23 protein-coding genes and 1 pseudogene are annotated in these 26443 nt (G+C 72.3%); 16 read left to right on the top strand and 8 right to left on the bottom strand.

The features are described from left to right. Positions 1–80: 80 nt before the first annotated feature. Positions 81–1679, top strand: a complete 1599-nt coding sequence (locus OG373_RS07930; RefSeq protein ID WP_405436999.1) for a phospholipase D family protein — start codon at positions 81–83, stop codon at positions 1677–1679. A gap of 131 nt (positions 1680–1810) precedes the next feature. Next, the gene (locus OG373_RS07925) at positions 1811–3256 is read left to right on the top strand and encodes a glyceraldehyde-3-phosphate dehydrogenase (protein WP_397729586.1); all 1446 of its coding nucleotides are present in this window, start codon (positions 1811–1813) and stop codon (positions 3254–3256) included. Here OG373_RS07925 and OG373_RS07920 read toward each other — a convergent pair. After that, a complete protein-coding gene (locus OG373_RS07920; RefSeq protein ID WP_405443983.1) occupies positions 3235–4551 on the bottom strand; it encodes an MFS transporter in 1317 nt (438 codons plus the stop codon). The genes OG373_RS07925 and OG373_RS07920 overlap by 22 nt on opposite strands. 101 nt (positions 4552–4652) lie before the next feature. On the opposite strand from OG373_RS07920, the gene OG373_RS07915 reads away from it, so the two are divergent. Further along, positions 4653–5642 carry a helix-turn-helix domain-containing protein gene (locus tag OG373_RS07915; protein WP_405436998.1) on the top strand — a complete coding sequence of 330 codons (990 nt, stop codon included), beginning with the start codon at positions 4653–4655 and terminating at the stop codon, positions 5640–5642. A gap of 37 nt (positions 5643–5679) precedes the next feature. Here the strand turns inward: OG373_RS07915 and OG373_RS07910 are convergent, their stop codons facing one another. From OG373_RS07910 to OG373_RS07900, 3 genes are all read right to left on the bottom strand, one after another. After that, entirely contained in the window at positions 5680–6870 is a 1191-nt protein-coding gene (locus OG373_RS07910) for an MFS transporter (RefSeq protein ID WP_405436996.1), read from the bottom strand. Between the two features lie 57 nt (positions 6871–6927). Next, on the bottom strand, positions 6928–7941 hold the full coding sequence (locus tag OG373_RS07905) for an NUDIX hydrolase (RefSeq protein WP_405436995.1): 1014 nt from the start codon (positions 7939–7941) through the stop codon (positions 6928–6930). A gap of 80 nt (positions 7942–8021) precedes the next feature. Next, positions 8022–8645 carry a LysE/ArgO family amino acid transporter gene (locus OG373_RS07900; RefSeq protein WP_405436993.1) on the bottom strand — a complete coding sequence of 208 codons (624 nt, stop codon included), beginning with the start codon at positions 8643–8645 and terminating at the stop codon, positions 8022–8024. A gap of 68 nt (positions 8646–8713) precedes the next feature. Between OG373_RS07900 and OG373_RS07895 the strand changes: the two genes are divergently transcribed. The 7 genes from OG373_RS07895 to OG373_RS07865 all read left to right on the top strand — a co-directional run bounded on the left by OG373_RS07895 (position 8714) and on the right by OG373_RS07865 (position 16393). Continuing rightward, positions 8714–9622 carry a LysR family transcriptional regulator ArgP gene (locus tag OG373_RS07895; RefSeq protein ID WP_405443981.1) on the top strand — a complete coding sequence of 303 codons (909 nt, stop codon included), beginning with the start codon at positions 8714–8716 and terminating at the stop codon, positions 9620–9622. 29 nt (positions 9623–9651) lie between these two features. Then, entirely contained in the window at positions 9652–10044 is a 393-nt protein-coding gene (locus tag OG373_RS07890) for a molybdopterin-binding protein (RefSeq protein ID WP_405436991.1), read from the top strand. Positions 10045–10158: 114 nt separating this feature from the next. Further along, positions 10159–11241 carry a magnesium/cobalt transporter CorA gene (gene corA / locus OG373_RS07885; protein WP_405436989.1) on the top strand — a complete coding sequence of 361 codons (1083 nt, stop codon included), beginning with the start codon at positions 10159–10161 and terminating at the stop codon, positions 11239–11241. Positions 11242–11371: 130 nt separating this feature from the next. Further along, positions 11372–12187, top strand: a complete 816-nt coding sequence (locus OG373_RS07880) for a chitosanase (RefSeq protein WP_405443980.1) — start codon at positions 11372–11374, stop codon at positions 12185–12187. 425 nt (positions 12188–12612) lie between these two features. Then, a complete protein-coding gene (locus tag OG373_RS07875; RefSeq protein WP_397729579.1) occupies positions 12613–12966 on the top strand; it encodes a DUF805 domain-containing protein in 354 nt (117 codons plus the stop codon). A 223-nt stretch (positions 12967–13189) separates the two neighbouring features. Beyond that, positions 13190–15409: an NADP-dependent isocitrate dehydrogenase gene (locus OG373_RS07870; protein ID WP_405436988.1), complete on the top strand. Its 2220-nt coding sequence runs from the start codon at positions 13190–13192 to the stop codon at positions 15407–15409. Positions 15410–15616: 207 nt separating this feature from the next. Further along, positions 15617–16393: a hypothetical protein gene (locus tag OG373_RS07865; RefSeq protein ID WP_405436987.1), complete on the top strand. Its 777-nt coding sequence runs from the start codon at positions 15617–15619 to the stop codon at positions 16391–16393. Here the strand turns inward: OG373_RS07865 and OG373_RS07860 are convergent. Both OG373_RS07860 and OG373_RS07855 read right to left on the bottom strand, forming a co-directional pair. After that, positions 16374–16904, bottom strand: a pseudogene (locus tag OG373_RS07860) (SUMF1/EgtB/PvdO family nonheme iron enzyme); the annotation flags it as partial. The gene OG373_RS07865 and the pseudogene OG373_RS07860 sit on opposite strands and share 20 nt — an antisense overlap. Before the next feature lie 25 nt (positions 16905–16929). After that, positions 16930–17367 (bottom strand): hypothetical protein, encoded by a 438-nt coding sequence (locus tag OG373_RS07855; RefSeq protein WP_397729576.1) that lies wholly within the window; start codon positions 17365–17367, stop codon positions 16930–16932. Between the two features lie 364 nt (positions 17368–17731). On the opposite strand from OG373_RS07855, the gene OG373_RS07850 reads away from it, so the two are divergent. Continuing rightward, on the top strand, positions 17732–19465 hold the full coding sequence (locus tag OG373_RS07850; RefSeq protein WP_405436986.1) for a glycoside hydrolase family 71 protein: 1734 nt from the start codon (positions 17732–17734) through the stop codon (positions 19463–19465). Between the two features lie 61 nt (positions 19466–19526). Here OG373_RS07850 and OG373_RS07845 read toward each other — a convergent pair whose 3' ends face one another. Then, positions 19527–19910 carry a YybH family protein gene (locus OG373_RS07845; protein WP_405436985.1) on the bottom strand — a complete coding sequence of 128 codons (384 nt, stop codon included), beginning with the start codon at positions 19908–19910 and terminating at the stop codon, positions 19527–19529. Between the two features lie 85 nt (positions 19911–19995). Between OG373_RS07845 and OG373_RS07840 the strand changes: the two genes are divergently transcribed. From OG373_RS07840 to OG373_RS07830, 3 genes are read left to right on the top strand one after another with little or no spacing between them, the layout of a single operon-like run. Beyond that, on the top strand, positions 19996–20943 hold the full coding sequence (locus OG373_RS07840) for a LysR family transcriptional regulator (protein ID WP_405436984.1): 948 nt from the start codon (positions 19996–19998) through the stop codon (positions 20941–20943). Beyond that, positions 20940–22100 carry an aminotransferase class V-fold PLP-dependent enzyme gene (locus OG373_RS07835; RefSeq protein WP_405436983.1) on the top strand — a complete coding sequence of 387 codons (1161 nt, stop codon included), beginning with the start codon at positions 20940–20942 and terminating at the stop codon, positions 22098–22100. The genes OG373_RS07840 and OG373_RS07835 overlap by 4 nt, the downstream gene beginning before the upstream one ends. A gap of 27 nt (positions 22101–22127) precedes the next feature. Then, a complete protein-coding gene (locus OG373_RS07830) occupies positions 22128–23225 on the top strand; it encodes an IS630 family transposase (RefSeq protein WP_405436064.1) in 1098 nt (365 codons plus the stop codon). 87 nt (positions 23226–23312) lie between these two features. Here the strand turns inward: OG373_RS07830 and cobF are convergent, their stop codons facing one another. After that, positions 23313–24065 carry a precorrin-6A synthase (deacetylating) gene (gene cobF, locus OG373_RS07825; protein ID WP_397729571.1) on the bottom strand — a complete coding sequence of 251 codons (753 nt, stop codon included), beginning with the start codon at positions 24063–24065 and terminating at the stop codon, positions 23313–23315. A gap of 18 nt (positions 24066–24083) precedes the next feature. Here cobF and OG373_RS07820 point away from each other — a divergent pair, with 18 nt between their 5' ends. Together OG373_RS07820 and OG373_RS07815 are read left to right on the top strand one after the other, a co-directional pair. Then, on the top strand, positions 24084–24839 hold the full coding sequence (locus OG373_RS07820) for a (Fe-S)-binding protein (protein WP_405436981.1): 756 nt from the start codon (positions 24084–24086) through the stop codon (positions 24837–24839). Next, complete coding sequence (locus OG373_RS07815) at positions 24836–26305, top strand: lactate utilization protein B (protein ID WP_405436979.1); 1470 nt, start codon at positions 24836–24838, stop codon at positions 26303–26305. Before OG373_RS07820 ends, OG373_RS07815 begins: the two co-directional genes overlap by 4 nt. Positions 26306–26443 lie beyond the last annotated feature (138 nt).

Genomic DNA, 26443 nt, shown 5'->3' with positions numbered 1-26443 from the left:
GAACTGCGCTGCACCGGCGCGATCGGAGGACCACATGACCGCCGTCACTCCTGGTAGCGCGCAGCCGGGGAGCCGGTGCCGTGACACACGCCGACTGGCTCCTGCTCCCCGCTGAACGCGGCAACCCCGCGACGCGCCTGGACCACCGCCGCGCCGACGGCACGGCCTGGTCCACGGGCAACCACGTACGGCCCCTGGTCCACGGCGCCGTGTACTTCGCGGAACTCCTCGCGGCCGTCCGCGCGATGGGCCCGGGCGACCTGCTGCTGTTCACCGACTGGCGCGGCGACCCGGACGAGCGGCTCGCCGGGCCCGGCACCGAGATCGGCGCAGTCCTGTGCCGGGCGGCCGAGCGCGGCGTCCTCGTCAAGGGGCTGCTGTGGCGGTCCCACCTGGACAGTCTTCACTTCAGCCAAGAGGAGAACCTCCGCTTCGGCAAGGAGCTCGCGCGGGCCGGCGGAGAGTGCCTGCTCGACATGCGGGTCCGGCCCGGCGGCTCCCACCACCAGAAACTGGTGGTGCTGCGGCACCGCGGCCGTCCGGAGCTGGACGTCGCCTACGTCGGCGGGATCGACCTCTGTCGCAACCGCAACGACGACGCCTCGCACCGGGGCGACCGCCAGTCGCTCCCCCTGGCCCGCGCCTACGGACCGCATCCGCCCTGGCACGACGTCCAGCTCGCCCTGCGCGGGCCGGTCGTGGGTGACGTCGAGGCCGTCTTCCGCGAGCGCTGGCAGGACCCGGCCCCGCTCAGCCGCAGCCCGCTCGTCCGGCTGCGGGAGCGGATCCACCGCGAGGACATCAGCGCGGACCCGCTGCCCCCGCAGTCCCCCGATCCGGCGCCCTGCGGCACGCACACCGTCCAACTGCTGCGGACCTATCCGAACCGCCTGCTGTCCGGCTACCCCTTCGCCCCGGACGGCGAGCGCAGCATCGCCCGCGGGTACACCAAGGCGCTGCGCCGGGCCCGGACGCTGATCTACCTGGAGGACCAGTACCTCTGGTCGCCCAGGGTGGTGGACCGCTTCGCCCGGGCGCTGCGCGATCACCCGCGGCTGCGGGTGATCGCGGTCGTCCCCAGCATCCCGGAGCAGGACGGGCCGCTCACCCTGCCGATGAACCTGATCGGGCGGATCACGGCCCTGGACGAGCTGCGCCGGGCCGGCGGCGACCGGGTCGCGGTGTACGGCCTGGAGAACCGGGCGGGAACACCGGTCTACGTCCACGCCAAGGTGTGCGTGATCGACGACGTCTGGGCCTCGGTCGGCTCCGACAACATCAACCTCCGTTCGTGGACGCACGATTCCGAGCTGGGCTGCGCCGTGTACGACGAGCGCCCGGACCCGCGCCGGCCGGCCGATCCGGGAGGGCTGGGGGACGGCGCGCGGGCCTTCGCCCGGGCGCTGCGCCTGGAGCTCATGTGCGAGCACACCGAGGCCGGGGCGGCGGACGAGCTCTGCGACCCGGTGGCCGCCTTCGATGCCTTCACCGCGCGCGCGGCGGCCCTGGACGCCTGGTACGCGGGCGGCCGCCCCGGTCCACGGCCGCCGGGACGGCTGCGCCGGTACGCGTCCCCGGACCTTGCCGCGACCCGGCGGCTGCTCGCGACCCCGCTGCACCACCTGCTCGTCGACCCGGACGGCCGTCCGCTCGGGCTGCGGCTCCGGGGCACCTTCTAGCGGCAAACCATTGAAAAAACGTACAAATTCATGTCACATAGTGCCCGTTCCCGACACGGTGGGTACCGCTTAAGTGACCAACATGGCGGCGGGTTAGCATATGAGCACCGCCTAGCTCGAAAGATAATCCTGTGACTGTCAATGAGGACTCGTTCACCAGCTGGAAGAACCGCGAGGAGATCGCGGAGTCGATGATCCCGATCATCGGGAAGCTGCACCGGGAGCGGGACGTCACGATCCTGCTCCACAGCCGATCCCTGGTGAACAAGTCGGTGGTCAGCATCCTCAAGACCCACCGATTCGCCCGGCAGATCGACGGTGAGGAGCTCTCGGTCACCGAGACGCTGCCGTTCCTGCAGGTGCTCACCACGCTCGATCTCGGCCCGTCCCAGATCGACATCGGCATGCTCGCCGCGGACTACAAGAGCGACGACCGCGGCCTGTCGGTGGCCGAGTTCACCGCCGAGGCCGTCGCCGGCGCCACCGGCGCGAACAAGATCGAGCGCAGCGAGGGCCGCGATGTCGTCCTGTACGGCTTCGGCCGCATCGGCCGCCTCGTCGCCCGCCTGCTGATCGAGAAGGCCGGCTCCGGCAACGGCCTGCGCCTGCGCGCCATCGTCGTCCGTCAGGGCGGCGACCAGGACATCGTCAAGCGCGCCTCGCTGCTGCGCCGCGACTCGATCCACGGCCAGTTCCAGGGCACGATCACCGTGGACGAGGCGAACAGCACGATCATCGCCAACGGCAATGCCATCAAGGTGATCTACGCGAACGACCCGTCCGAGGTGGACTACACCGAGCACGGCATCAAGGACGCCATCCTCATCGACAACACGGGCAAGTGGCGTGACCGTGAGGGCCTGTCCAAGCACCTGCGCCCCGGCATCGACAAGGTCGTGCTGACCGCTCCGGGCAAGGGCGACGTCCCGAACATCGTCCACGGCGTCAACCACGACACCATCAAGCCGGACGAGCAGATCCTGTCCTGCGCCTCCTGCACCACCAACGCGATCGTCCCGCCGCTCAAGGCCATGGACGACGAGTACGGTGTCCTGCGCGGTCACGTGGAGACCGTCCACTCGTTCACGAACGACCAGAACCTGCTGGACAACTACCACAAGGCCGACCGTCGTGGCCGCTCCGCGCCGCTCAACATGGTCATCACCGAGACCGGTGCGGCCTCCGCCGTCGCCAAGGCGCTGCCGGACCTGAAGGCGCCGATCACCGGCAGCTCGATCCGCGTCCCCGTCCCGGACGTCTCGATCGCCATCCTGAGCCTGCGCCTGGGCCGTGAGACCACCCGCGAAGAGGTCCTCGACTACCTCCGCGACGTCTCGCTGCACTCGCCGCTCAAGCGCCAGATCGACTTCACCACGGCGCCCGACGCGGTCTCCATGGACTTCGTCGGCTCGCGCCACGCCTCGATCGTCGACGCGGGCGCCACCAAGGTGGACGGCGACAACGCCATCCTCTACCTCTGGTACGACAACGAGTTCGGCTACTCCTGCCAGGTCATCCGTGTGGTCCAGCACGTGTCCGGCGTGGAGTACCCGACCTACCCGGTTCCGGCGGTCTGATCCGTCAGGGATCCGTCAGAACGCTCGCCGTTCGACCGGCTGCTTCGACAGGCGGGGGACACGGGGAGGGCAACCGATGCCGACGGGCATCGGTTCGCCCGCCCACCGTCCCCCGCCTGTCGTGCGTCCGGCCCGCGCCCGTGGAGCCCCACGAGATGGCGGGCCAGGGCGATCCCGGCCAGCACGGCCACCAGCGCGCACACGCCCTGCCAGCCGGTCCTGCCGTAGATCCGCACGCCGACCCAGGACCCGGCGCTGCCGCCCAGGTAGGCGCAGGTCATGTAGGCGGTGTTGAGCCGGCTCCGGGCGTCGGCGCGCAGGGCGTACACCCGGGCCTGGTTGGCGACCATGCCGGACTGCATCGCGATGTCGAGCAGCAGGGTGCCGCCCGCCAGCGCGACGAGACCGGCCGCCCCGCCCCGGGCGCCCGCCGCGAGGACCGCCGCCGAGACGAGGACCCCGATCAGGCAGACGAGGTTCACCCGGTCCGCTCCCGCACGGTCCACCAGGCGCCCGGCGTACGGGGTGCACAGCATGGTGGCCGCGCCCACCAGGGCGAGCATCCCCACCGCGTGGGCGCCCAGGCCGTAGGCCGGGCCGGTGAGCAGCAGCGCCAGGCAGGTCCAGACCGCCGAGAACCCGCCGAACACCGTCGCCTGGTAGAGGCAGGAGCGGCGCAGTTCCGGCTCGGTCCGCAGCAGGCGCAGCGGCTCGGCCAGCAGCGCCGGGTACCGCTGCCGCGAGCCCGGGACGGTGACCGGCAGGGTGCGGGCCAGTACGGCCGCGAGGACCAGGGCCACGGCCCCGGCCACCAGATAGGGGGCGCGCCACCCCAGCCATTCGCCGAGCGTGCCGCCGAAGGTGCGGGCCAAGAGCATGCCGCCGGTCGAACCGCTCAGCAGGGTGCCCAGTACGGCTCCCCTGCGCTCGGCGGTCACCAGCCCCGCCGCCAGCGGACCGATGACCTGCGCGGCCACCGTGGTCACGCCGACGACGGCCGCCGCGGCGATCAACGGGGCCAGCCCCGGGGCGCAGCCCGCGGCCAGCAGACCGACGCCGGTCAGGGCCAGCAGGGTGACCAGGAACGGGCGGTGCGGCAGCCGGTCGCCCAGCGGCACCAGCAGGAAGATCCCGGCCGTGTAGCCGATCTGGATCGCGGTCACCACGAGCGTGGCGGAACCGGGCGACTCGTGCAGGGCCGCGACGACCAGGGGGCTGATCGCCTGCGGGAAGTAGACGGTTCCCACGCCGACGGCGCAGGTCAGGGTGAGCAGCAGGAGCAACCGGCGGCTCATTCCGGGCCGTCGGTGGGCGGCGTCTGCCACGAGGGGACTTGTCATGGAGCGGAGTCCACGGCACGTCCGGCCCCGCGCCAATCGATGTAGCGTATGCCTCAATGATCAGCTTCGAACTCGGCGTGGAGGACCTCGCCGACACCCGCTTCGCGCTGTCGCCCCTGTACGAGACGGTGCTCAGCCTGCGCGTGCTGCGCGAGCCGGGGCTCTCCGCCCTCCACCTCCCCTGGCGCAGGTCGGTCCTCGGCGCACTCGACGGGCTCGACACCGAACTGCTGATGTCCGTGGTCGCGGTACGGCGCACCCTGCCCGACTTCCTGACCCCGAGGCCCGCGGGCTTCGCCCCCTCCTTCGAGGAGGAACTGGCCACGGTCCGCCGGACGCCCCCCGACCTGGTCCGACGCGATCTGCTGGCCGCGCACGCCCCCGACCCGCTCCCCGCCCCGCTGCGCGCCGCCCTCGCCCCCGGTGACGGGCCCGTCCTCGCCCTCCGCGACGCCCTGTGCGCGCTCCTGCGCCAGTACTGGGAGGCCGCAGTCCGGCCGGTGTGGCCGCGGATGCGCCTCCTGCTGGAGGCCGACATGACCTACCGCGCGCGGCAACTGGCCATGGGCGGAGCCCGGCTCCTCTTCGCCGACATGCACCCGAACCTGCGCTGGCAGGGCGGCGTGCTGCACATCGGACAGATGCTCAGCCGGCATCGCGTCGTGGCGTCCGGCCGCGGACTGCTCCTCGTACCCTCCGTGTTCGCGCACAAGCCCGCACCGCCGGTCAGCCCGGAGGAGGCACCGACGCTGGCGTACCCGAGCCGCGGTGTGGCGACCCTGTGGGAACGCGAGCCGGTCGCCGACACGGCCGCCCTGGCGTCCCTGCTGGGCGCGCCCAAGGCGAGGCTGCTCGGCCTGCTCGACGAGCCGCTGCCCACGGTCGAGCTCGCCCGGCGCCTCGGGGTCACCCCGAGCGCCGTCTCCCAGCACCTGGGCGTGCTGTACGCCACCGGCCTCGTCTCCCGGGCGCGCCACGGACGGCAGGTCCTCTACCGCCGCAGTCCCCTCGGGGATCGGCTGAGCGGCAGCGGGAAGCCGGTGTGAGCCGCGGCGGCCGCCCGGCGGGACCGGGGCGCCCGCGTCACGCCCGCGCCCGCGCCGGACGGCGCAGCAGGTACCCGGCCGCGGCCCCGACCAGTACGGCCATGCACGCGATGAACACCAGACCGGCGCCCTCCAGGCCGATCGGGTCCACCAGCAGCCCCACCCCGATCACCGGCACCGAGATGCCCGTGTACGCCACGACGAACAGCATCGAGATCACCGCCGCGCGCTGATCCGGCGGAGAGGCCGCCGCCACCGCGGACAGCGACCCGCGGAACGCCAGCCCCTGCCCGGCCCCGCCCACCAGCGCGCTCGCGACCACCAGCGCCAGCTGGTGCCACCACAGCGCACCCGCGAGCAGCGCCAGTCCGGCGAGCAGCCCCGCGCAGCCCAGCGGCAGCGATCGGCCCACCCCGACCCGGCCGACCGCCAGTTGCCCGGCAGTCGAGGCGAAGAAGGCCAGCGCGACGATCGCCCCGATCACGGCGTGGTTGTCCACGTCCAGGGACTGCGCGAGGAAGGCGGGGCTGACCGAGGTGAAGACCCCGAACAGCGCGAAGCCCACGAACGAGGCGATCGCCGCGGGAACGAAGACCGACCGCACCTGCGGGGGCAGGCCGGGCCGCTGCGGTCGTACGGTGCTGAGCGGCTTCCGGTCCCGTACGGTCTCGGGCAGCCGCAGCAGGACCAGGGCGGAGGCGGCCACCAGCGCGAGGTGCACGGCGAACGGCAGGTACAGCGGCCAGGGGGCGTACTGCGCGAGCACTCCGGCGAGCAGTGGGCCGCAGCCGAGGCCGCCCATGTTGGCGGCCGTCGCCACGAACGTGGCCCGGGAGGCGCCGCCGGCGGGCGCCAGTTCCATCACGTAGGCCGTGGCGGCCCCGGTGAACAGCCCGGCGGACAGCCCCGACAGCAGCCGGCCCGCGTACAGCCAGCCCAGTCCGGTGGCGCACAGGAAGCAGACGGCGCTGAGCGCCGAGAAGGCCAGGCCCGCCAGCAGTACCGGCCGGCGGCCGACGGAGTCCGAGGCGTTGCCCGCCAGCAGCAGTACGCCGATCACCCCGAAGGCGTATACCGCGTACACCACGGTCACCATCAGCTCGGAGAACCCGAACTTCTCCTGGTACAGGCCGTAGAGAGGGGTCGGCAGCGTGGTGCCGGCCATGCACACGGCGAACACCGCTCCGCTGAGGAAGCACTGGCGCCACCGCCGGCGATCACCGTCCATGCCGCCGACGGTAACCCCGCCGCCACGGCCCGGCGCGGCGGCGGCCGGGCCCGCCGGTCAGGGGCGGCCCGCGTGGAGTTCCAGCGGGCCGGTGCCCGTGGCCAGGGCGGTGAGGCAGGCGGTGATCTGGCGCCGCAGGGCGGGTTTGACCAGGCCGCGGAGGTCCGCGGGGGCCACGGCGCGCCACTGGAGCAGCTCGGTCTCGTCCAGCCGGATCCGGGCGAGCGCGGGCGCGTCCAGCACGCCACCGTCGTAGAGGAAGCGGATCCGGGCCGGACGGCCGGCCTTGTGGGACCAGTTCACGGCCAGCAGGCGGCCCGGGGCGAGGTCGAGACCGAGTTCCTCGTGGACCTCCCGCCGGGCTGCGGCGCGCGGGATCTCGCCGAGGTCGCTGTCGATGCCGCCGCCGGGCAGGTTCCACCGGTCGGACCTGCCGTACGCCGGCTGGACCAGCAGCACCCGGCCGTCCGGGTCGGTGAACAGCACGCTCGCCGCGGTCACCGCCTTGGGACGGCTGGCCCGGTGGCTGGCCGGGTCGAGGGCGCCCGCGTGCTCCAGGGCGACGCGCCGGGCGGGGTCCAGACCGGCCGGGGAACCCGGGTGGGGCACACCGTCGACGAGGTGGGCGAAGGAACCGGTGTGCAGGGCGGCCAGGGCCGCGCGCAGCCGGGGCGCGACCGGGGCGGGCAGGGCCGCACAGGCCTCCTCCGGCGGGAGCCAGCACGCCCCGGTGAGCGACCCGGCGGGGAGGGAGATCGCGTCGGCCTGCTGCGGCGGGACGGGGCCGACGAGGTGGACGTGCACGACGAAGGAACGGCCGGGTGCGCCGGATCCGCCGGTCGCGCCGGGCGACCGCGAATCCACCGCCAGCAGTCGGCCCGCCGGCAGAGCGAGGTCCAGCTCCTCCTTCAGGACCCGGGCCAGTCCCTCCTCAGGGGTCTCGGTCTCCCCGACCGTGCCGCCCGGCAGCTCCGGATCCGCCGCGCCCGAGGGGGTCAGTACGAGGACCCGCCCGCGCGTGTCCAGGACGACCCCGGTGGCAGCCACGAGCGGGGAGGGGCGGTCGGGCACGAGGGGCTCCTGGGGATCGGTTCGGCGGCACGAGCACTATGCCCCGGCCGCGGCGGGTGCCCGGCACCGACATGCGGGACTCAGGCGCGGGCCAGCAGCAGGCCGCCCATGGTGACCATGGTCGCAGCGACCAGCCCGTCCATGATCCGCCAGGCGGCGGGGCGGGCGAGCAGACCGCTGAGCAGCCGGGCCCCGTAGCCCAGCGCGGCGAACCAGGTCAGGCTGGCCAGCCCGGCCCCGACGCCGAAGGCCCAGCGCAGGTCGCCGCGGTCGGCGGCGAGGGAACCGACGAGGAGCACGGTGTCCAGGTACACGTGCGGGTTGAGCCAGGTCATGGCCAGGCAGGTCAGCACGGCCCGGCGGGCGGAGCCGCTCGCGGCCCCCTCCGTGGTGAGGGCGGCGCCCGGGGCGGGCCGCAGCACCCGGCGGGCGGCGAGGAATCCGTAGCAGATGAGGAAGGCGCCCCCGGTGAGCCCGACCACCGTCAGGGCGGCCGGCCAGGCGGTGACGAAGGCGCCGACGCCCGCGACGCCGAGGGCGATGAGGAGCGCGTCGGAGACGGCGCAGATGGCGACCACGGCGAGGACCGCGTGACGGCGCGCGCCCTGGCGCAGGACGAAGGCGTTCTGCGCGCCGATGGCGACGATGAGAGAGAGCCCGGTGCCGAAGCCGGCCAGGGCGGCGGTGACGATGCCGTAGTTCATGGCTCGACCGTAGGCAGCGCTGTCTGTTCAGTACAGCTAAAGATTTTTACGTACCATTAGCACTCGTGATGGACGAGCTCCCGCTGGACCAGGTACGCACACTGCTCGCCGTGGTGGACGAAGGCACCTTCGACGCGGCGGCGGCCGCCCTGCACGTGACGCCCTCCGCAGTCAGCCAACGGGTCAAGGCGCTGGAGCAGCGGACCGGGCGGGTGCTGCTGATACGGACGAAGCCGGTGCGGGCGACCGAATCGGGGGAGGTCGTGGTCCGCTTCGCCCGCCAGCTGGCCCGGCTGGAGCGCGACGCGCGCGCCGGGCTGGGGATGGCCGAGGGGCTGGGCCCGGTGCGGCTGCCGATCGCGGTGAACGCGGACTCCCTCGCCACCTGGTTCCTGCCCGCGCTGACGCGGGTACCGCAGGATCCGCCGGTGTGCATCGAACTCCACCGCGAGGACGAGTCGCACACGACGGCGCTGCTGCGCGAGGGACAGGTGATGGCGGCGGTGACCTCCTCGTCCGATCCGGTGGCGGGGTGCAGCGTGCGGATGCTGGGGCTGTCCCGGTACCTGCCGGTGGCGAGCCCCGCGTTCGCGGCGCGGTACCTGACAGGGGAGCCGGAGCGGGACCTGCGCCGGGCGCCGACGATCGTCTTCGACCGCAAGGACGACCTCCAGGACGCCTTCGTGCGTGCGCTGACGGGGGACGAGGCGGCCGGGGCGGGGCCGGTGCGGCACTACGTACCGACGTCGGAGGGCTTCCGTGACGCGGTGGTCGCGGGTCTGGGGTGGGGGCTGGTGCCGGAGCAGCAGTCGGGCCCGCTGGTACGGACGGGGAAGCTGGTGCTGCTGGAACCGCTGCGGCCGATGGACGTGCCGTTGTACTGGCAGCAGTGGAAGCTCGACTCACCGGCCCTGTCGAAGGTCGCGGGCGTGATCGCGGCGGCGGCCCGGGAGGCGCTGCGCAGCCCTTCGCCATGATCGACACCACACCGCCTAAGCTGCCGTCCATGGAGTCCTACACGATCGGTCAGGCGGCCCGGCTGCTCGGCGTCAGCGTCGACACGGCGCGGCGCTGGGCGGACGCCGAACGGTTCCCCACCCACCGCGAGGGCACCCGGCGGATCGTGGCCGGTCCCGACCTGGCCGCCTTCTGCGTCGAGGCCGCGCAGGAGGGCGCCGAGGGCGAGGAGGCCGCGTACACCTCGGCCCGCAACGCCTTCCCGGGCATCGTCACCGGGGTGAAGCTGGGCACGGTCGACGCCCAGGTGGAGATCCAGGCCGGACCGCACCGCATCGTGTCGCTGCTGACGCGCGAGGCGGTGGAGGAGCTCGGGCTGGAGGTCGGCGCGCGGGCCACGGCGCGGGTGAAGTCGACGAGCGTGTTCATCGACCGGGCCTGAAACGCGCTCGGGCCGCCGGCGACTCACGGCGCGTGGCGGTGAGCCCGGACGCAGGCGTTCCGGCGGCGATGGCAGACTGGCCGCTGATCCGCCGAAGGGGAGTACGCCTTGTCCATGTTCAGCAACCTGCGCCGGGTCGTGCGGCGCAGCTACCGGCGGGCCGTGGACCTCAGCCACCCGGCCCGCCACCCGCTCGGCAGTGCGGTGGTCAACTGCGTGATCTACCGCGAGGGCGTACGGCAGGACGACTGCGCCGAGGTCGAGGAGGCGCTGCGCCGGGTCCGCAAGACGGGCGACGGCTTTGTCTGGATCGGCCTGCACGAGCCGTCGACCACGGAGCTGGCGGGGCTCGCCGAGCTGTTCGGCCTGCACCCCCTCGCCGTCGAGGACGCGGTGAACGCGCACCAGCGCCCGAAGGTGGAGCGCTACGACGACACGCTCTTCTCCGTCTTCAAGACCGTGCGCTACGTGGAGCACGAGGAGCTGACGGCGACCAGCGAGGTGGTGGAGACCGGCGAGCTGATGGCGTTCACCGGCCAGGACTTCATCATCACCATCCGGCACGGCGGCCGCGGCACGCTGGGCCCGGTCCGCGAGGAGCTGGAAGCGGCGCCGGAGCAACTGGCGAACGGACCCGCGGCGGTTCTGCACGCCATGGCCGACCACGTGGTCGACGACTACGTCGCCGTCACGGACGCGGTGCAGAACGACATCGACGCCGTCGAGACCGCGGTGTTCAGCGAGGACGGCGGCCGCGGCGACGCGGGACGGATCTACCAGCTCAAGCGTGAACTCCTGGAGCTCCGCCGGGCGGTGGCCCCACTGAGCCGCCCGCTCCAGCAGCTGGCCACGCAGCCGATACCGGTCATCCCGCCGGAGACCCGCGCGTACTTCCGCAACGTGGCCGACCACTTGACCCGGGCCACGGAGCAGATCGGCGCCTACGACAACCTCCTCGACTCCATCCTGCAGGCCCACCTCGCGCAGGTGACCGTGGCCCAGAACGAGGACATGCGCAAGATCACGGCGTGGGCGGCGATCGTCGCCGTGCCGACCATGGTCTGCGGTGTGTACGGCATGAACTTCGACCACATGCCCGAACTGCACTGGACCTACGGCTACCCGCTGGTCCTCGGCGTCATGGCACTCGCCTGCTTCGTCATCCACCGGGGCTTCCGGCGCAACGGCTGGCTCTGACCGGACGGGACCATTCCCTGGGGTGCGCGCGGGTATTGAGCTGTCGTCAGGTCTGGTAGTAAAGTTTCCTAACGAAGCCAGGACGCCTCAACTACCGCATGGAGGCCTTGTGTTCGCCCCCCACCGCAAGATGCTGGCGATCGGAGCGCTGCTCGGCAGCGCGCTGATCGCCGTCCCCGTCACCGCCCACGCCACCGCGGCCCCCGCCCCCACGGCGCGGACCTCGGTCGCGGCGGCCGTCGGGCTCGACGATCCGGCGAAGAAGGAGATCGCCATGAAGATCGTCTCCAGCGCGGAGAACTCCTCGCTGGACTGGAAGGCGCAGTACAAGTACATCGAGGACATAGACGACGGCCGTGGCTACACGGCAGGCATCATCGGATTCTGTTCCGGCACCGGCGACATGCTCGACCTCGTCGAGTACTACACCCAGGTCAAGCCGGGCAACGTCCTCGCCAAATACCTCCCGGCCCTGCGCAGGGTCGACGGCAGCGACTCGCACGCCGGCCTCGATCCGAACTTCACCAGGGACTGGGCCAAGGCGGCCCAGGACGCGGAGTTCAGGAAGGCCCAGGACCGCGAGCGCGACCGGGTCTACTTCAACCCGTCGGTGCAGCAGGGCAAGGCCGACGGCGTCGGTGTGCTGGGCCAGTTCATCTACTACGACGCCATCGTCATGCACGGTGACGGCACCGACTCCACCAGCTTCCGCAACATCCGCAAGCGCGCCCTGTCCAAGGCCAAGCCTCCGTCCCAGGGCGGAAACGAGACGGCCTGGCTGAACGCCTTCCTCGACGCCCGGGTCTGGGCGATGAAGCAGGAGGAGGCGCACAGCGACACCAGCCGGGTCGACACCGCGCAGCGGGTCTTCCTCAAGAAGGGCAACCTGAACCTCAATACGCCCCTCGACTGGAAGGTCTACGGGGACTCCTTCCACATCGGCTGACGGCCGCTCGGCCGCTGCGGCCCGGGGCCGGAATTCCCCCTTCTGTCCCGGGTCGCGAGGGCCCAGGCTGCAGTGAGGTAACGATCCGTGAGTCGAGCGGGCGGGCTCCTGCCCGTCAGGTCCGTGAATACGCCGGACAATGGAGGCATTTCGCTCCCCTTGGAGGTCGCGCGCGGACCGCGCGGTCCCACGTAGAACCTCCATCCCTCCTGAACGCAGCCTATTTCGTCACGCCTTGTGGCCAATGGCGATCGGTGGGTTTCAAGTGACGCCTGGTACGGACGTGTTTGGTCATAGAACCGAAGGAAAGTGCCCATTCCGGCGGGTTGGGAACTCGCTTGACCGCGCCGTAAAGGGGGCATAAGTTCTGCCCCGGCTTGCTCCAGCAGGACGGGCCGAACCAACCGTCCTCTGGGGGGACCCTCATGAACCACTACACCGATGTCCTGAAGAAGTACGCCGTCTTCTCCGGCCGCGCGCGCCGCCAGGAGTACTGGATGTTCACCCTCTTCCAGGTGGCCGTCGTGATCGTCCTCGCGATCCTGGACGCCGTCATCGGCGCCAACTCGATCATCGTCGGCCTGTACCTCCTCGGCACCATCGTCCCGACGCTGGCGCTCACCGTCCGTCGTCTGCACGACCTCGGCAAGTCCGGCGCCTGGTACTTCATCGTCTTCGTCCCCTTCGTCGGTGGCATCTGGCTGCTCGTCCTGACCGCCACCGCCGGTCAGCCGCAGCCGAACCAGTACGGCCCGGACCCCAAGGTCCTCGCCGCCTGATGTGACGTACAGGCCTGATCCAGGTCTGATTGCCTGAGCGCCGCCCTTGGCCGGAAACAGCCGGGGGCGGCGCTCTCGCCTTTTCCGGGGCCCGCCGGAGCCCGCGTGACACGCGTCTCCCGGACTGGCGGCAGGGGGCTGTCCAGAGTGGCCCGATCACGAGATATCTTGATGTCGAGCAATGTTGCAGACGAGAGACGCAGACTGTGGAGCGGAGCATCCGGTGACTGACTCGACCATCATCTACACGCACACTGACGAGGCCCCGGCCCTCGCGACGTATTCCTTCCTGCCTGTGGTCCAGGCATACGCGTCGACGGCCGGTGTGAATGTCGAGACCCGTGACATCTCCCTGGCCGGTCGGATCATCGCCGTCTTCCCGGAGTACCTCCAGGAGAGCCAGCGGATCGCCGACGCCCTCGCCGAGCTCGGCGAGCTGGCGAAGACCCCGGAAGCCAACATCATCAAGCTTCCGAACATCTCGGCCTCGATCCCGCAGCTCAAGGCCGCGGTCGCCGAGCTCCAGGGCCAGGGCTACGCCCTCCCGGACTACCCGGACGACCCGAAGACCGACGAGGAGCGCGACATCCGCGCCCGCTACGACAAGGTCAAGGGCAGCGCCGTCAACCCGGTCCTGCGCGAGGGCAACTCCGACCGCCGCGCCCCCGCCTCGGTCAAGAACTACGTCAAGACGCACCCGCACCGCATGGGCGCCTGGGTCCCCGAGTCGAAGACGAACGTCGCCACCATGGGCGAGAACGACTTCCGCTCCACCGAGAAGTCCACGGTCATCGCCGAGGCCGGCACGCTGCGCATCGAGCACGTGGCCGCCGACGGCGCCACCACCGTGCTGCGCGAGTCCGTACCGGTCCTCGCCGGTGAGGTCGTGGACGCGTCCGTCCTGCACGTCGACGCGCTGCGCACCTTCCTCAACGACCAGATCGAGCGTGCCAAGGCCGAGGACATCCTGTTCTCCGTGCACCTCAAGGCCACGATGATGAAGGTCTCCGACCCGATCATCTTCGGCCACGTGGTCCGCGCCTTCCTCCCGAAGACCTTCGCCCGCTACGGCGAGACCCTCGCCGCCGCCGGCCTGTCGCCCAACGACGGTCTGGGCGGCATCCTGAACGGCCTGGGCGCGCTGCCCGACGGCGACGCGATCAAGGCCTCCATCGACGCCGAGATCGCCGAGGGCCCGGCCCTCGCGATGGTCGACTCCGACAAGGGCATCACCAACCTGCACGTGCCGTCCGACGTCATCGTCGACGCCTCGATGCCGGCCATGATCCGCACCTCCGGCCACATGTGGGGCCCGGACGGCGCCGAGGCCGACACCCTCGCCGTCCTCCCGGACAGCAGCTACGCCGGCGTCTACCAGGTCGTCGTCGACGACTGCCGCACCCACGGCGCCTTCGACCCGTCCACCATGGGCTCGGTCCCGAACGTCGGTCTCATGGCCCAGAAGGCCGAGGAGTACGGCAGCCACGACAAGACCTTCGAGATCGCCACCGCGGGCACCGTCCGCCTGGTCGACGCCGCGGGCACCACGGTCCTGGAGCAGGAGGTCGCCGCCGGCGACATCTTCCGCGCCTGCCAGACCAAGGACCTGCCGGTCCAGGACTGGGTCAAGCTCGCCGTCACCCGCGCCCGCGCCACCGGGGTCCCGGCCGTCTTCTGGCTGGACGAGACCCGCGCCCACGACGCGCAGCTGATCGCCAAGGTCAAGACCTACCTCGCCGAGCACGACACCGAGGGCCTGACCATCAAGATCCTCTCCCCGGTCGAGGCCACCGCCTTCTCCCTGGAGCGCATCCGCCGCGGCGAGGACACCATCTCGGTGACCGGCAACGTGCTGCGTGACTACCTGACCGACCTCTTCCCGATCCTGGAGCTGGGCACCAGCGCCAAGATGCTGTCGGTCGTCCCGCTGATGAACGGCGGCGGCCTCTTCGAGACGGGCGCCGGCGGCTCCGCCCCGAAGCACGTCCAGCAGCTGGTCAAGGAGAACTACCTGCGCTGGGACAGCCTGGGTGAGTTCTTCGCCCTGGCCGCCAGCTTCGAGCACCTCGCGACCACCACCGGCAACGCCCGCGCCCAGGTGCTGGCCGACGCCCTGGACCGCGCGACCGGCACCTTCCTCAACGAGGACAAGTCGCCGAGCCGCAAGCTGGGCGGCATCGACAACCGCGGCAGCCACTTCTACCTCGCCACCTACTGGGCGCAGGAGCTGGCCAAGCAGACCGACGACGCCGAGCTGGCCACGGCCTTCGAGCCGGTCGCCAAGACGCTGTCGGAGCAGGAGGAGACCATCGTCGCCGAGCTCATCGCGGTGCAGGGCTCCCCGGCCGACATCGGCGGCTACTACCAGCCCGACGCCACGAAGGCCGCGGCGATCATGCGCCCGTCCGCGACCCTCAACCAGGCGCTCGCCCTCCTGGGCTGACGTCCACAGCTCCACCCGCGTCGGTGACGACGTGCTCCGCCCCGGCCGGCCCCGTGCCCGGCCGGGGCGGACCCGTGTCCGGGGACGAGGCCGCCACGGGGCTGTTGGCCGAGGCGCGGGCGCTGCGCTAGCGTTCGGGATCCGTGACCTCCCAGGCGCCCGACACGGGCCGGCCGGGACGTCCACGGAGACGCTCTGGGGGGTTCTGTGGCACGCCGGTCCGACACGTCCTGCGGCGGCATCGGCTGCGCCGGGCTGCTGCTCGTGCTCTTCGTCCTGCCCACCGTCGGCTACCTGCTGGCCGTGCCGCTGGCGCTGCCCGATCTGCTCGCGGAGCAGACGCCGCCGCAGCAGCTGCACGGCTTCGGTCAGTACCTGATCGTCTATGCCGTACCGGTCCTCGTGGCCCTGCTGCTCGCTCTCTTCGCGGGACGCCGCCGGGCCGGCGGCTGGTGGCTGGTTCCGGCCCGGGCGGCGGTCCTGCTCGCGCTCGTGGCCGCGGCGCTGTGGTGGACGGAGGGCAAGGTCGGGGACCACCCGGCGTGGAACCTCCGGGCCACGGCCGAGAGCACGGCCGCCGGACTGGTGGCGCTCGCCTTCGTCGTGGCGGTCCGCCGGTGGGACGCCTCCCGCGGCGGCCCGGTCACCACCGTCGGTACGCCCCGGCCGGCGCCGGGGGAGATCTGGCTGGCCATGGTGCCGCTGCGCGAGGACCCGGCACGGCAGCTGCGGCACTACTGCGTGGTGCTGGCCGTCCACCCCGGTCACGCCGAGGTCGCCCAGATCACCACCAAGGACAAGGACGGGCGCACCGGCCACATCCGGATGCCGAACGACGGCTGGGACAAGGCCTCCGGCCGCGCCCACTGGGTGGAGTTCGGCCGTCCGCCGCGCCGCGTCGACTACGGGATGTTCCTCAGGTCCCGGCCGCAGGGACGCTGCCCCGCCCCGGTGTGGCGACAGCTCAGCCGGCAGCCGGGCTGAGGCCGGGGACCACGTCCGCGGCCACCCGGAAGCCGATGTTCCCGGCGGAGCTGTCCGGGGTGTTGCGGGTCCGCGCCGCGACCCGGTAGCGGTTGCAGTACGAGTCGTGGCACATGTGGGAGCCTCCGCGCATGGCCCGCTCCGGGCCGGCGGGCGAGAAGCGGTCGGCGGCCCATTCCCACACGTTGCCGACCGTCTGGTGCAGGCCGTACCCGTTGGGCCGGAAGGACCGGACCGGCGCGGTACCCGCGTAGCCGTCGGCCCGGGTGTTGTGGACGGGGAAGTCGCCGTTCCAGATGTTGCACATGTGGCGCCCGCCGGGGCGCAGCTCGTCACCCCACGGGTAGCGCTTCTGCTCCAGCCCGCCGCGCGCCGCGAACTCCCACTCGGGCTCCGTGGGCAGCCGGGTCCCGGACCAGGCGCAGTACGCAAGGGCGTCGTGCCAGGAGACGTGGACCACGGGGTGGTTCTGGCGGGCGGCGAAGGAGGAGCCGGGGCCCTCCGGGTGGCGCCGACGGACGACGGGCGAGGGGCGGTCAGAGCCGGTGGATCCGCTCCTGCTCGAAGGCGAGCGGGGACCGCCCGGCGGCCAGGATCCGCAGCCCCGGGGCCACGGCCAGCACTCTCCGCAGCCAGGCCAGGGCGTCCGGGCCCAGCTGCTCCGCGCCGTCCAGGACGAGCAGCATGTCCCGCTCGGCCAGCCAGGAGGCGGTGTCGGTCCGCCCGCACGCCGGTTCCGGCATGCCGGGTACGCAGCCCAGTTCGGCCGTCAGCTCGCGGACGCCGTAGCCGCCGTGCAGCGGGTCCATGGCGACGAGGGCCACCCCGTCGTAGAAGTTGGAGGCGATCCGCCGCGCGATCTCCCGTACCAGCAGGCTCCGCGGCTCGCGGAACGCTCCCGCCACGGTCAGGACGCGCCCCCGCCGCACGGCGGTGAGCAGCCGGGACATCTCGGCGGACGTCGCCGGCAGCATTCCGGGCGACCCTTTTTCCCTCATCGACCCGGCTTCCCCCATGGCTCCGGATTTCCTCATCGGCACGATGCCCCCATTGCATGCGTGACCAGGTGCGGCAAGAGGGTGTGTTTTTCTGGCCGCGTGACGACGATTATGCGCCACTAACGACGCAAGGCTAGGGGAATGTCGCATTCCGAAGAACGGGTTCGCTGCGGCCCAGGTGGGGGCTCCGCACGCGTCGCCGGACGGGCTGCGTAGTTCCCGTGGTCCGTGTGACGTACGTACCGGGGCCCTGGTTCCTGCGAACGGTTGTCCGGAAGCCGGTATTGGGCTCTACTGCTGTCCAGCCCCTCCTCGGGGCATATTCGCGGGAGGGACCAGAATGACAGCGGACCGGCGAACGGACCGGCGGGCACAGCGCCGTGCGGCACGACCGGCGCGGAGCGGGCCGGTCTCGCACCGGCGCCGGCCGGCCATCCGCGGCCGCCGGCCGCTGCTCGCCGTGCTGCTCTCCGCCTTCTTCCTGGTCGGCGTCTGCGCGGCCACCGGAACGGCCTGGGACCCCCTCAGCGGAGCCTCCGTGGAAGGGGCTTCGGCCCCGGGCGGCCTCCCGGCGGCCACCGGGACCGACGCCGCCCCCGGCGCTCCCGGTGCGGCCACCCCGTCACCCGTCCCGCCCCCGGCGCCCACCAAGGGCGCGGCCGCCAAGGGCAATCCCAAGGGCGCCACGGACTCCGGCGCCGAACGGCCCACCGGCGCCCTGCCCTTCGACATGCCCCAGCCGGCCGCCCTGCGCTCCGGCGCGGCGGGCAAGAAGCTGGTGTTCGCCCACTACTTCACCCCGTACCCGCTCTCCCTCGACAACGCGGCCGCGGACCGGGACTACTACACCCGCAACTACCTCAACCCCGACGGCGAGAGCGGAAAGCACGGGAGGTACGGCGGCCTGCTGCGCGACCGGCCCCTGCCCGTGACCCCGAAGAGCGGGGACTGGGAGTACGCCAACCTCCAGCAGGAGGTGCGCACGGCCCGTGCGGCGGGCATCGACGGCTTCACCCTCGACCTGCTCTCCCTTTCCGGCAGGAACTGGGACCGCTGCAACCTGCTGATGGCAGCGGCCCGTTCCGTGGACCCGGCGTTCAAGATCATGCTGATGCCGGACATGACCTCGCTGAAGACCGACGACCCCGCGGTCCTCGCCGAGGCGCTCGCCACGCTCGCCGACGCCTCGGCCGCGCACCGGCTCCCCGACGGCCGGCTCGTGGTCTCCCCCTTCAAGGCGGAGGAGAAGGGCGTGGCCTGGTGGACCGAGGTCATCGGCCTCCTGGAGTCCAGGCACGGCATCCGCACCGCCTTCGTCCCGCTCTTCCTCGACTTCGGCGCCCACAGCGGCGAGTTCGCCCCGATCAGCCACGGCTTCTCCGAATGGGGCAGCCGCAGCTACGTCGGCCAGGAGAGCTCCACGCGCGACGTCCAGCGGGCCCACGGCATGGGCAAGATCTGGATGCAGCCCGTGTCGGTCCAGGACGCGCGCCCCAACCAGGGCATCTACGACGAGGCGGGCAACACCGCGACCCTGCGCTCCACCTGGACGCACGCGATCGAGGACGGCGCGGACTGGGTGCAGCTCACCACCTGGAACGACTACTCGGAGGGCAGCCAGTTCGCACCGTCGCTGCACAACGGGTACGCGTACCTGGACCTGACCTCGTACTACCTGACCAGGTTCAAGACGGGCAGCTGGCCGGAGATCGTCCGGGACACGCTCTACCTCTCGGCGCGCACGCAGTTCGCCGACGCCGACCCGGCGGGCGACCAGTCGCTGGTGATGTCGCTCCGCAGGGGGAGCGCCGCGCCCCGGGACAAGGTGGAGGTGCTGAGCTTCCTCACCGGCCCCGGATCGGTCCGTACCACCGTCGGGACGGCCGAGGGCAGCCACGAGGCCCCCGCCGGGATCCACTCGCAGCTGCTGCCGCTGAAGCCGGGCACCAGCGCGGCGCAGGTCGTCCGGGGCGGGAAGGGCGGGGTGCGGGTCGACCTGCCGTACCGGGTGGACCACAAGGTCGAGGTGCAGGACCTCCAGTACTACGCGGCCACCAGCGGCCGGGACTCGTAGGCCGGGGCTCGTAGGCGGAGGCTCGTAGGCCGAGGCCGGGGCGGTCCCGGCCCCGGGGCGGTCAGCCGGCCGGAGGGGTGAATTCCGGCTGGTCGAGCAGGCGCAGCCAGCTGCCGTCGGGCTGGCGCCGGACGACCTGCGCGCGGGCCCCGGAACCGTCCTTCGGCGGGGTCGAGGTGAGCGCGATGTCACCGCAGACCAGCGTCGGCAGCGGCTCCTCCGGCTCGAACACCGGGCGGTGGGCCAGCACTTGCTCCCACAGGGCCTCGATCGCCCCGCGGCCCGCCGTCCGCTCCCCGGGCGGGTACGCCAGTACGGCGTCCTCCTCGTAGAGCGCGGCGACCCCGGCCGCGTCCCCGGCGTTGGAACGCTCGACGAACAGGCGGGTGATGTCCTCGGGCCGCATCGCCTTCTCGTACACGACGTCCTCCATGGTGGTGTGCATCCGCCGGGCTTCTTGCCTCCCAGCCTGATCTCCCGCCACCCAGAAGTCCAACAGATGGATCTTCTGGTTACTAGAATCTCCAGTCATGGAACTGAGGCAGCTCGAATACTTCGTCGCCGTCGCCGAGGAGCAGAACTTCACCCGGGCGGCCGAGCGGGTGCACATCAGCCAGTCCGGGGTCAGCGCGCAGATCCGCCGACTGGAGCGGGAGCTGGGCGCCGAGCTGTTCGACCGCTCGGCCCGCACCGCCTCCCTCACCGCCGCCGGAGCCGCCGCACTCGCACCCGCCCGGGCCGCGCTCGCCGCCGCCGAGGCGGTCGGCCAGGCGGTGGGGGACGTGGCGGGCGTCATCCGGGGCCGGATCACGGTCGGCATGGTCCTCGGCTGCACCGTCACCCCGCTGTTCGACGCCCTCGCCGCCTTCCACCGGGCCCACCCCGGTGTGGAGATCGCCCTGTTGGAGGAGAACTCCGACCGGCTCGTCCAGGGGGTCCGCGCCGGCGCGGTCGACGTGGCCCTCATCGGAACGGCGACCGCCGCCCCCGCCGGGCTGGAGGCCCTCACGATCGTCAGCGAGCGGCTCGTCGTCGCCGTCCCGCCCGGCCACCCGCTGGCGCACCGGCCCCGGGTCACCCTGCGCGACCTGGGCGACCATCCGGTCATCTGCATGCCCGTCGGCACCGGTCTGCGCGCGGTCCTCGACCAGGCCTGCGCCGCACAGCACCTCCGGCCCGCGATCGCCCTGCAGGCCGGGGCCGCGGACGCGATGGCCGACCTCGCCGCGCGCGGGCTGGGCGTCGCCGTCCTCAGCGAGTCCATGGCCGAGGCCCACCGCGACCGGCTCACCGCCCGCGTCATCGAAGACGTCGACATCCGAGCCCTGCTCTGCCTGGTCTGGCGCGCCGAGCACGGCCCCGCCGTGCGCGAGCTGCTCGCGTACGGGAGCCGCGCCTTCGACGGCGCTCTACCGGAGCCGGCGGTGGCGGGGGATGATCCGGAGGACAGTCGCGCCGCATCCCCGGAGGAGCAGTGACCGAGCCGATACGTCCCGCCGGGTCCGCCCACGAGTTCCCCGGCGGGCCCGCCCTGTTCCGCCTGGACCCCCGCGTCGCCCACCTGAACCACGGCTCCTTCGGTGCGGTGCCCGTCCCCGTCCAGGAGGCCCAGGCCGAGCTCCGCGCCGAGGTCCACGCCGACCCCGACGCCTTCTTCATCGCCGTCCCGGACCGCCTCGCCGGGGCCCGTACCCGGATCGCCGCGCACCTCGGCGCCGACCCCGACGGCATCGCCTTCATCGCCAACGCCACCGAGGGCGCCAACCTCGCCCTCGACGCCGTCCCGCTCGCCGACGGCGACGAGATCCTGGTCACCGACCACGGCTACGGCACCGTCGTCGCGGCCGCCGCCCGCCGCGCCCCGGTCACCACCGTCGCCCTCGATCCCCACCTGCCCGACGAGGACGCCGTACGGGAGACCGTGCTGGGCGCGCTGACCCCCCGTACGCGGGTGGCCGTACTCGACCACGTCAGCTCGCCCACCGCCCGGATCATCGCCTCCCCCCGGCTCCTCGCCGATCTGCGCGCACGCGGGGTCACCACCGTCGTCGACGGGGCCCACGCCCTCGGCATGCTGCCCGACCCCCTCGCGGGCGGCGCCGACTTCTGGTTCGGCAACCTCCACAAGTGGGGCTACGCGCCCTCCGGCAGCGCGGTCCTGGCCGTGGCCCCGCAGCACCGCCGCCGGATCCGGGCGCTCGTACCGTCCTGGGAGGACCAGCACGGGTTCCCGCGTTCCGTCGAGAACCGCGCCACCGCCGACTACACGGGCTGGCTCGCCGCCCCCGACGGGCTGGACCTGCTCGAACGCCTCGACGCGGCCAAGGTCCGGGCGCACAACAGCGCGCTGGCCGCCCACGGTGCGGCCCTGCTCGCCGAGCTCCCGGGGCTCACCGCGCTCCCGCACGGCGAGGGCCTCGCGATGCGCACCCTGCGCCTGCCGGCCGGCGTCGCCGAGACCCCGGAGCGGGCCCGCGAGCTGCGCGAGCGGATCGCGGCCGAGCAGGGCATCCGGGTGCTGATCTGGCCCTGGCAGGGCGGCGGCGGCATCCGCGTCTGCGGCCAGATCTACAACCGCCCCGAGGAGTACGAACGCCTCGCCGCCGTCCTCCCGTCGTACCTCGGGCCGTCCTAGTGACCTGAGTCAGAGATTCGTCGTTGGTTGGGTGTGAGTCGTCCTGGACCGAAGATCCCGCCGTTGTCCGTGACCGATGCCCAGCGGGCTGTGCTCGAGGGGTGGGTGCGCCGTCGTTCGACGGCTCAGGCCCTGGCGTTGCGGTCACGGATCGTGCTCGAGTCCGCGGAGGGACATTCGATCGCGGAGGTGTCGCGCCGTCTGGGGATCGCTCCCGAGACGGTGCGGACCTGGCGGCGCCGGTTCCTCGACCGCGGCCTGGAAGGCATGCATGACGAGCCACGGCCCGGTGTGCCACGGAAGATCACCGATGCGGATGTCGAGCGGGTCATCGTCAAGACCCTCGAGGAGACACCGAAGAATGCCACCCACTGGTCGACCCGGTCGATGGCCGCGGCGACCGGGATGTCGCAGTCGGCGGTCTCGAGGATCTGGCGGGCGTTCGCCCTGGCCCCGCACCGGTCCCAGACGTTCAAGCTGTCGACGGATCCGCTGTTCATCGACAAGGTCCGTGACGTCGTCGGCCTCTACCTCGACCCGCCGGAGAAGGCCCTGGTCCTCTGCGTGGACGAGAAGTCACAGATCCAGGCCCTGGACCGGTCACAACCCGTCCTGCCGATGATGCCCGGCGTTCCGGAGCGACGCAGCCACGACTACATCCGGGCCGGCACCACCACCCTCTTCGCGGCCCTGGAGGTCGCGACCGGCAGGGTGATCGGATCGCTCCACCGACGCCACCGGGCCGCCGAGTTCAAGAAGTTCCTGGCCAAGGTCGACAAAGAGGTCCCAGCCGGCCTCCAGGTCCACCTCATCCTCGACAACTATGCGACCCACAAGACACCCGACATCAAGAAGTGGCTGCTGGCCCACCCGCGGTTCCACCTGCACTTCACACCGACGAGTTCGTCGTGGCTGAACCTGGTGGAGCGGTGGTTCGCCGAGCTCACGCAGAAGAAGCTCAAGCGTGGCGTCCACCGCTCGGTCCAGGCACTCGAACGCGATATCCGGGGCTGGCTCGCCGACTGGAACGACCACCCACGGCCCTTCGTCTGGACCAAGACCGCCGACGAGATCCTCGACAGAGTCGCCGCCTACTGCCACCGAATCTCTGACTCAGGTCACTAGGTCGTCTCTTCCGGATCTTGCCGGGCGTCGCGGGCCCGGCAACATCCGGAAGGGACGGCCCGGACGTGCCCGTCGGCGTGCCGAACCTCAGCCGCGCCTGAGCAGGTACGTGTCCATGATCCAGCCCTTGCGGGCACGGGCCTCGGTGCGCAGCTCCTCGATGCGCCCGGCGACCTCCGCGAGCCTGCCCTGGACCAGGATCTCGTCCGGGGTGCCGACGTAGGCCCCCCAGTAGATGTAGAGGTCCTTGTCCAGGTGGGCCGTGAAGGCGTGCCGCGCGTCCAGCATGACCACCACGTCGTCCACGTCGTCCGGCCAGCCCTCGGCCAGTCGGCGGCCGGTGGTGATCTGGACGGGGCGTCCGACCCGGTTCAGGTTGGTCCGGTGCCGCGCCAGCAGCGCCGAGATGCTGCTGATGCCGGGCACGACCTCGTGCTCGAAGGGCACCCGGCCGCGCTCCAGCACCTCGTCGAGGATCGCGAGCGTGGAGTCGTAGAGGGAGGGATCGCCCCAGACCAGGAAAGCCCCGGTCTCGCCGTCCGCCAGGTCCTCGGCGATGAAGCGCTCGAAGAGCTCGGCCCGCGCGCTGCGCCAGCCGTCCACCGTCGGGGTGTAGTCGGCGGGCGTCCGGTCCCGGTCCGGGTCGCGGCCCTCCACCAGCCGGTGGCCGGGGCGGGCGTGCGCGTCGAGCATCGCGCGCCGCAGCCCGGTCAGATCCGCCTTCTCCTCGCCCTTCTCCAGGATGAGGAATGCGTCCGCCGCGCCGATCGCCCTGACCGCCTGGAGGGTCAGATGGTCCGGGTCGCCCGCGCCTATGCCGATCACTGAGAACTTCTTCACCGGGCTATTGTGCCCATCATGCGAGCCGCCCTGTTCGTCACCTGCGTCAATGACGCGCTCTACCCGCGAACCGGTATCGCCGTCGTACGCCTCCTGGAGCGGCTCGGCGTCGACGTGGACTTCCCTGCGGCCCAGAGCTGCTGCGGGCAGCCGCAGTACAACACCGGCTACCGGTACGAGACCGAACCGCTGCTGCGGCGTACCGCGCAGGCCTTCGACGGCCACCCGTACGTGGTCACCCCGTCCGGATCCTGCGCCGCGATGATCCGCGAGCACTACCCGCGCATCGGCCGGAAGGCGGCGGAGGAGGGGCGGGGCGGCGAGCTCGCCGCGGCGGCCGCCTCGCTCGCGCCGCGCGTGTACGAGCTGACCGAGTTCCTGGTGGACGTGCTGGGGGTGACCGACGTCGGCGCGTACTTTCCGCACACCGTCACCTACCACCCCTCCTGTCACGGTCTGCGCGGTCTGGGGCTCGGGGACCGGCCGCGGCGGCTGCTGGCCGCGGTCAAGGGCCTGGACCTGGTCGAACTGCCGGGCGCCGAGGAGTGCTGCGGCTTCGGCGGCACCTTCGCCGTCAAGAACCCGGACGTGTCCACCGCCATGGGCGCCGACAAGATCGCGGCCGCGGCCGGCACCGGAGCCCGGGTTCTGTGCGGAGCCGACAACTCCTGCCTCGCCCACCTCGACGGCCTGCTGCGCCGCGCGGACAGCCCGATGCGGACCCTGCACCTCGCCGAGATCCTGGCCGCGACCGAGGAGGAACCGCTGCCGTGACCGGTACCCACCTGGGCATGCCCGCCTTCCCCGCTGCCGCGCGGGAGGCCGTACGGGACGAGGTGCTGCGCGCCAACCTGCGGCACGCCACGCACACCATCCGCGACAAACGCCGGCGGGCCGTCGCCGAGCTCGCGGACTGGGACCGGCTGCGCGCCGCGGGCAAGGCGGTCAAGGACCATACGCTGCGCCATCTCGACCGCTACCTGCTGCAGTTGGAGGAGGCGGTCACGGCGGCCGGCGGCACCGTCCACTGGGCCGCCGACGCGGACGAGGCCAACCGGATCGTCACGGACCTGGTCCGCTCGACCGGCGAGCGCGAGGTCGTCAAGGTCAAGTCCATGGCCACGCAGGAGATCGGGCTCAACGAGGCCCTGGAGGCCGCCGGGATCGCCGCGTACGAGACCGACCTCGCCGAGCTCATCGTGCAGCTCGGCCACGACCGGCCCTCCCACATCCTGGTCCCGGCCATCCACCGCAACCGGGCGGAGATCCGCGACATCTTCCGTGCGGAGATGGGTAGTTGGGGCCGGGCGGCGCCCGAACCGCTGGGCGACGATCCGCGGGAACTGGCCGAGGCGGCCCGCCTGCACCTGCGCGAGAAGTTCCTGCGCGCCAAGGTCGCCGTGTCCGGAGCCAATTTTATGGTCGCCGAGTCCGGCACCATGGTCGTCTTCGAGTCCGAGGGGAACGGCCGGATGTGCCTGACCCTGCCCGAGACCCTGATCTCGGTCGTGGGCATCGAGAAGGTCGTTCCGACCTTCCGCGACCTGGAGATCTTCCTCCAGACGCTGCCGCGCTCCTCCACGGCCGAGCGGATGAACCCGTACACGACGATGTGGACCGGCACGACGGACGGCGACGGCCCCTCCGCCTTCCACCTCGTTCTCCTCGACAACGGCCGTACCGACACCCTCGCCGACCCGACCGGCCGGCAGGCCCTGCGCTGCATCCGCTGCTCCGCCTGCCTCAACGTCTGCCCCGTCTACGAACGCGCCGGCGGCCACGCCTACGGCTCCGTCTACCCCGGGCCGATCGGCGCGATCCTCAGCCCCCAACTCCGCGGCACCGGCAGCGCGATCGACGCCTCGCTGCCCTACGCGTCCACCCTGTGCGGGGCCTGCTACGAGGTCTGCCCGGTCGCCATCGACATCCCCGAGGTCCTCGTCCACCTCCGCGAACGGGTGGCCCAGGGCGGCCCGGTGACCCGCGGCGGCGTCCGCGTCACGCTGCGCCCCGCGCACGGCCACACCGCCGAACGGGCCGCCATGCGTGCCGCCCGGCTGCTCCTGGACCGCCCCGGGGCCCTGCGCTCGGCGGAGCGGCTGCTGGCCCGGGCCCGGCGCCTGGCGCCCCGTAGGCTCCCCGGAGCCGGGCGGGCCTGGACCGACAGCCGCGAACTCCCCACCGTGGCCGCGGAGCCCTTCCGTGACTGGTGGGCCCGGGAACGGAGCGACCCGCGATGAGCAGCAAGGACCGCATCCTGGGCCGGATCCGCCGGGCGCTGCGCGACGAGGCCCCTGCGGTGGAGATCCCCCGCGACTACCTCCACGCCCACGGCTCCCGCACCGCGGTGGAGCGGGTGGACCTGCTCGCCGCCCACC

This window comes from Streptomyces avidinii, assembly GCF_045161815.1.
Taxonomy (GTDB): domain Bacteria; phylum Actinomycetota; class Actinomycetes; order Streptomycetales; family Streptomycetaceae; genus Streptomyces; species Streptomyces avidinii.
This window is presented reverse-complemented; position numbering and strand designations above follow the sequence as displayed.

Excerpts from the sequence above, each read along its gene's own strand:
- OG373_RS07920 (WP_405443983.1), bottom strand. The coding sequence starts at position 4,551 with ATGAGCCGCCGGTTGCTCCTGCTGCTCACCCTGACCTGCGCCGTCGGC.
- OG373_RS07915 (WP_405436998.1), top strand. The coding sequence starts at position 4,653 with ATGATCAGCTTCGAACTCGGCGTGGAGGACCTCGCCGACACCCGCTTC.
- OG373_RS07910 (WP_405436996.1), bottom strand. The coding sequence starts at position 6,870 with ATGGACGGTGATCGCCGGCGGTGGCGCCAGTGCTTCCTCAGCGGAGCG.
- OG373_RS07900 (WP_405436993.1), bottom strand. The coding sequence starts at position 8,645 with ATGAACTACGGCATCGTCACCGCCGCCCTGGCCGGCTTCGGCACCGGG.
- OG373_RS07895 (WP_405443981.1), top strand. The coding sequence starts at position 8,714 with ATGGACGAGCTCCCGCTGGACCAGGTACGCACACTGCTCGCCGTGGTG.
- OG373_RS07890 (WP_405436991.1), top strand. The coding sequence starts at position 9,652 with ATGGAGTCCTACACGATCGGTCAGGCGGCCCGGCTGCTCGGCGTCAGC.
- corA (WP_405436989.1), top strand. The coding sequence starts at position 10,159 with ATGTTCAGCAACCTGCGCCGGGTCGTGCGGCGCAGCTACCGGCGGGCC.
- OG373_RS07880 (WP_405443980.1), top strand. The coding sequence starts at position 11,372 with ATGCTGGCGATCGGAGCGCTGCTCGGCAGCGCGCTGATCGCCGTCCCC.
- OG373_RS07875 (WP_397729579.1), top strand. The coding sequence starts at position 12,613 with ATGAACCACTACACCGATGTCCTGAAGAAGTACGCCGTCTTCTCCGGC.
- OG373_RS07855 (WP_397729576.1), bottom strand. The coding sequence starts at position 17,367 with ATGCTGCCGGCGACGTCCGCCGAGATGTCCCGGCTGCTCACCGCCGTG.
- OG373_RS07850 (WP_405436986.1), top strand. The coding sequence starts at position 17,732 with ATGACAGCGGACCGGCGAACGGACCGGCGGGCACAGCGCCGTGCGGCA.
- OG373_RS07845 (WP_405436985.1), bottom strand. The coding sequence starts at position 19,910 with ATGCACACCACCATGGAGGACGTCGTGTACGAGAAGGCGATGCGGCCC.
- OG373_RS07840 (WP_405436984.1), top strand. The coding sequence starts at position 19,996 with ATGGAACTGAGGCAGCTCGAATACTTCGTCGCCGTCGCCGAGGAGCAG.
- OG373_RS07820 (WP_405436981.1), top strand. The coding sequence starts at position 24,084 with ATGCGAGCCGCCCTGTTCGTCACCTGCGTCAATGACGCGCTCTACCCG.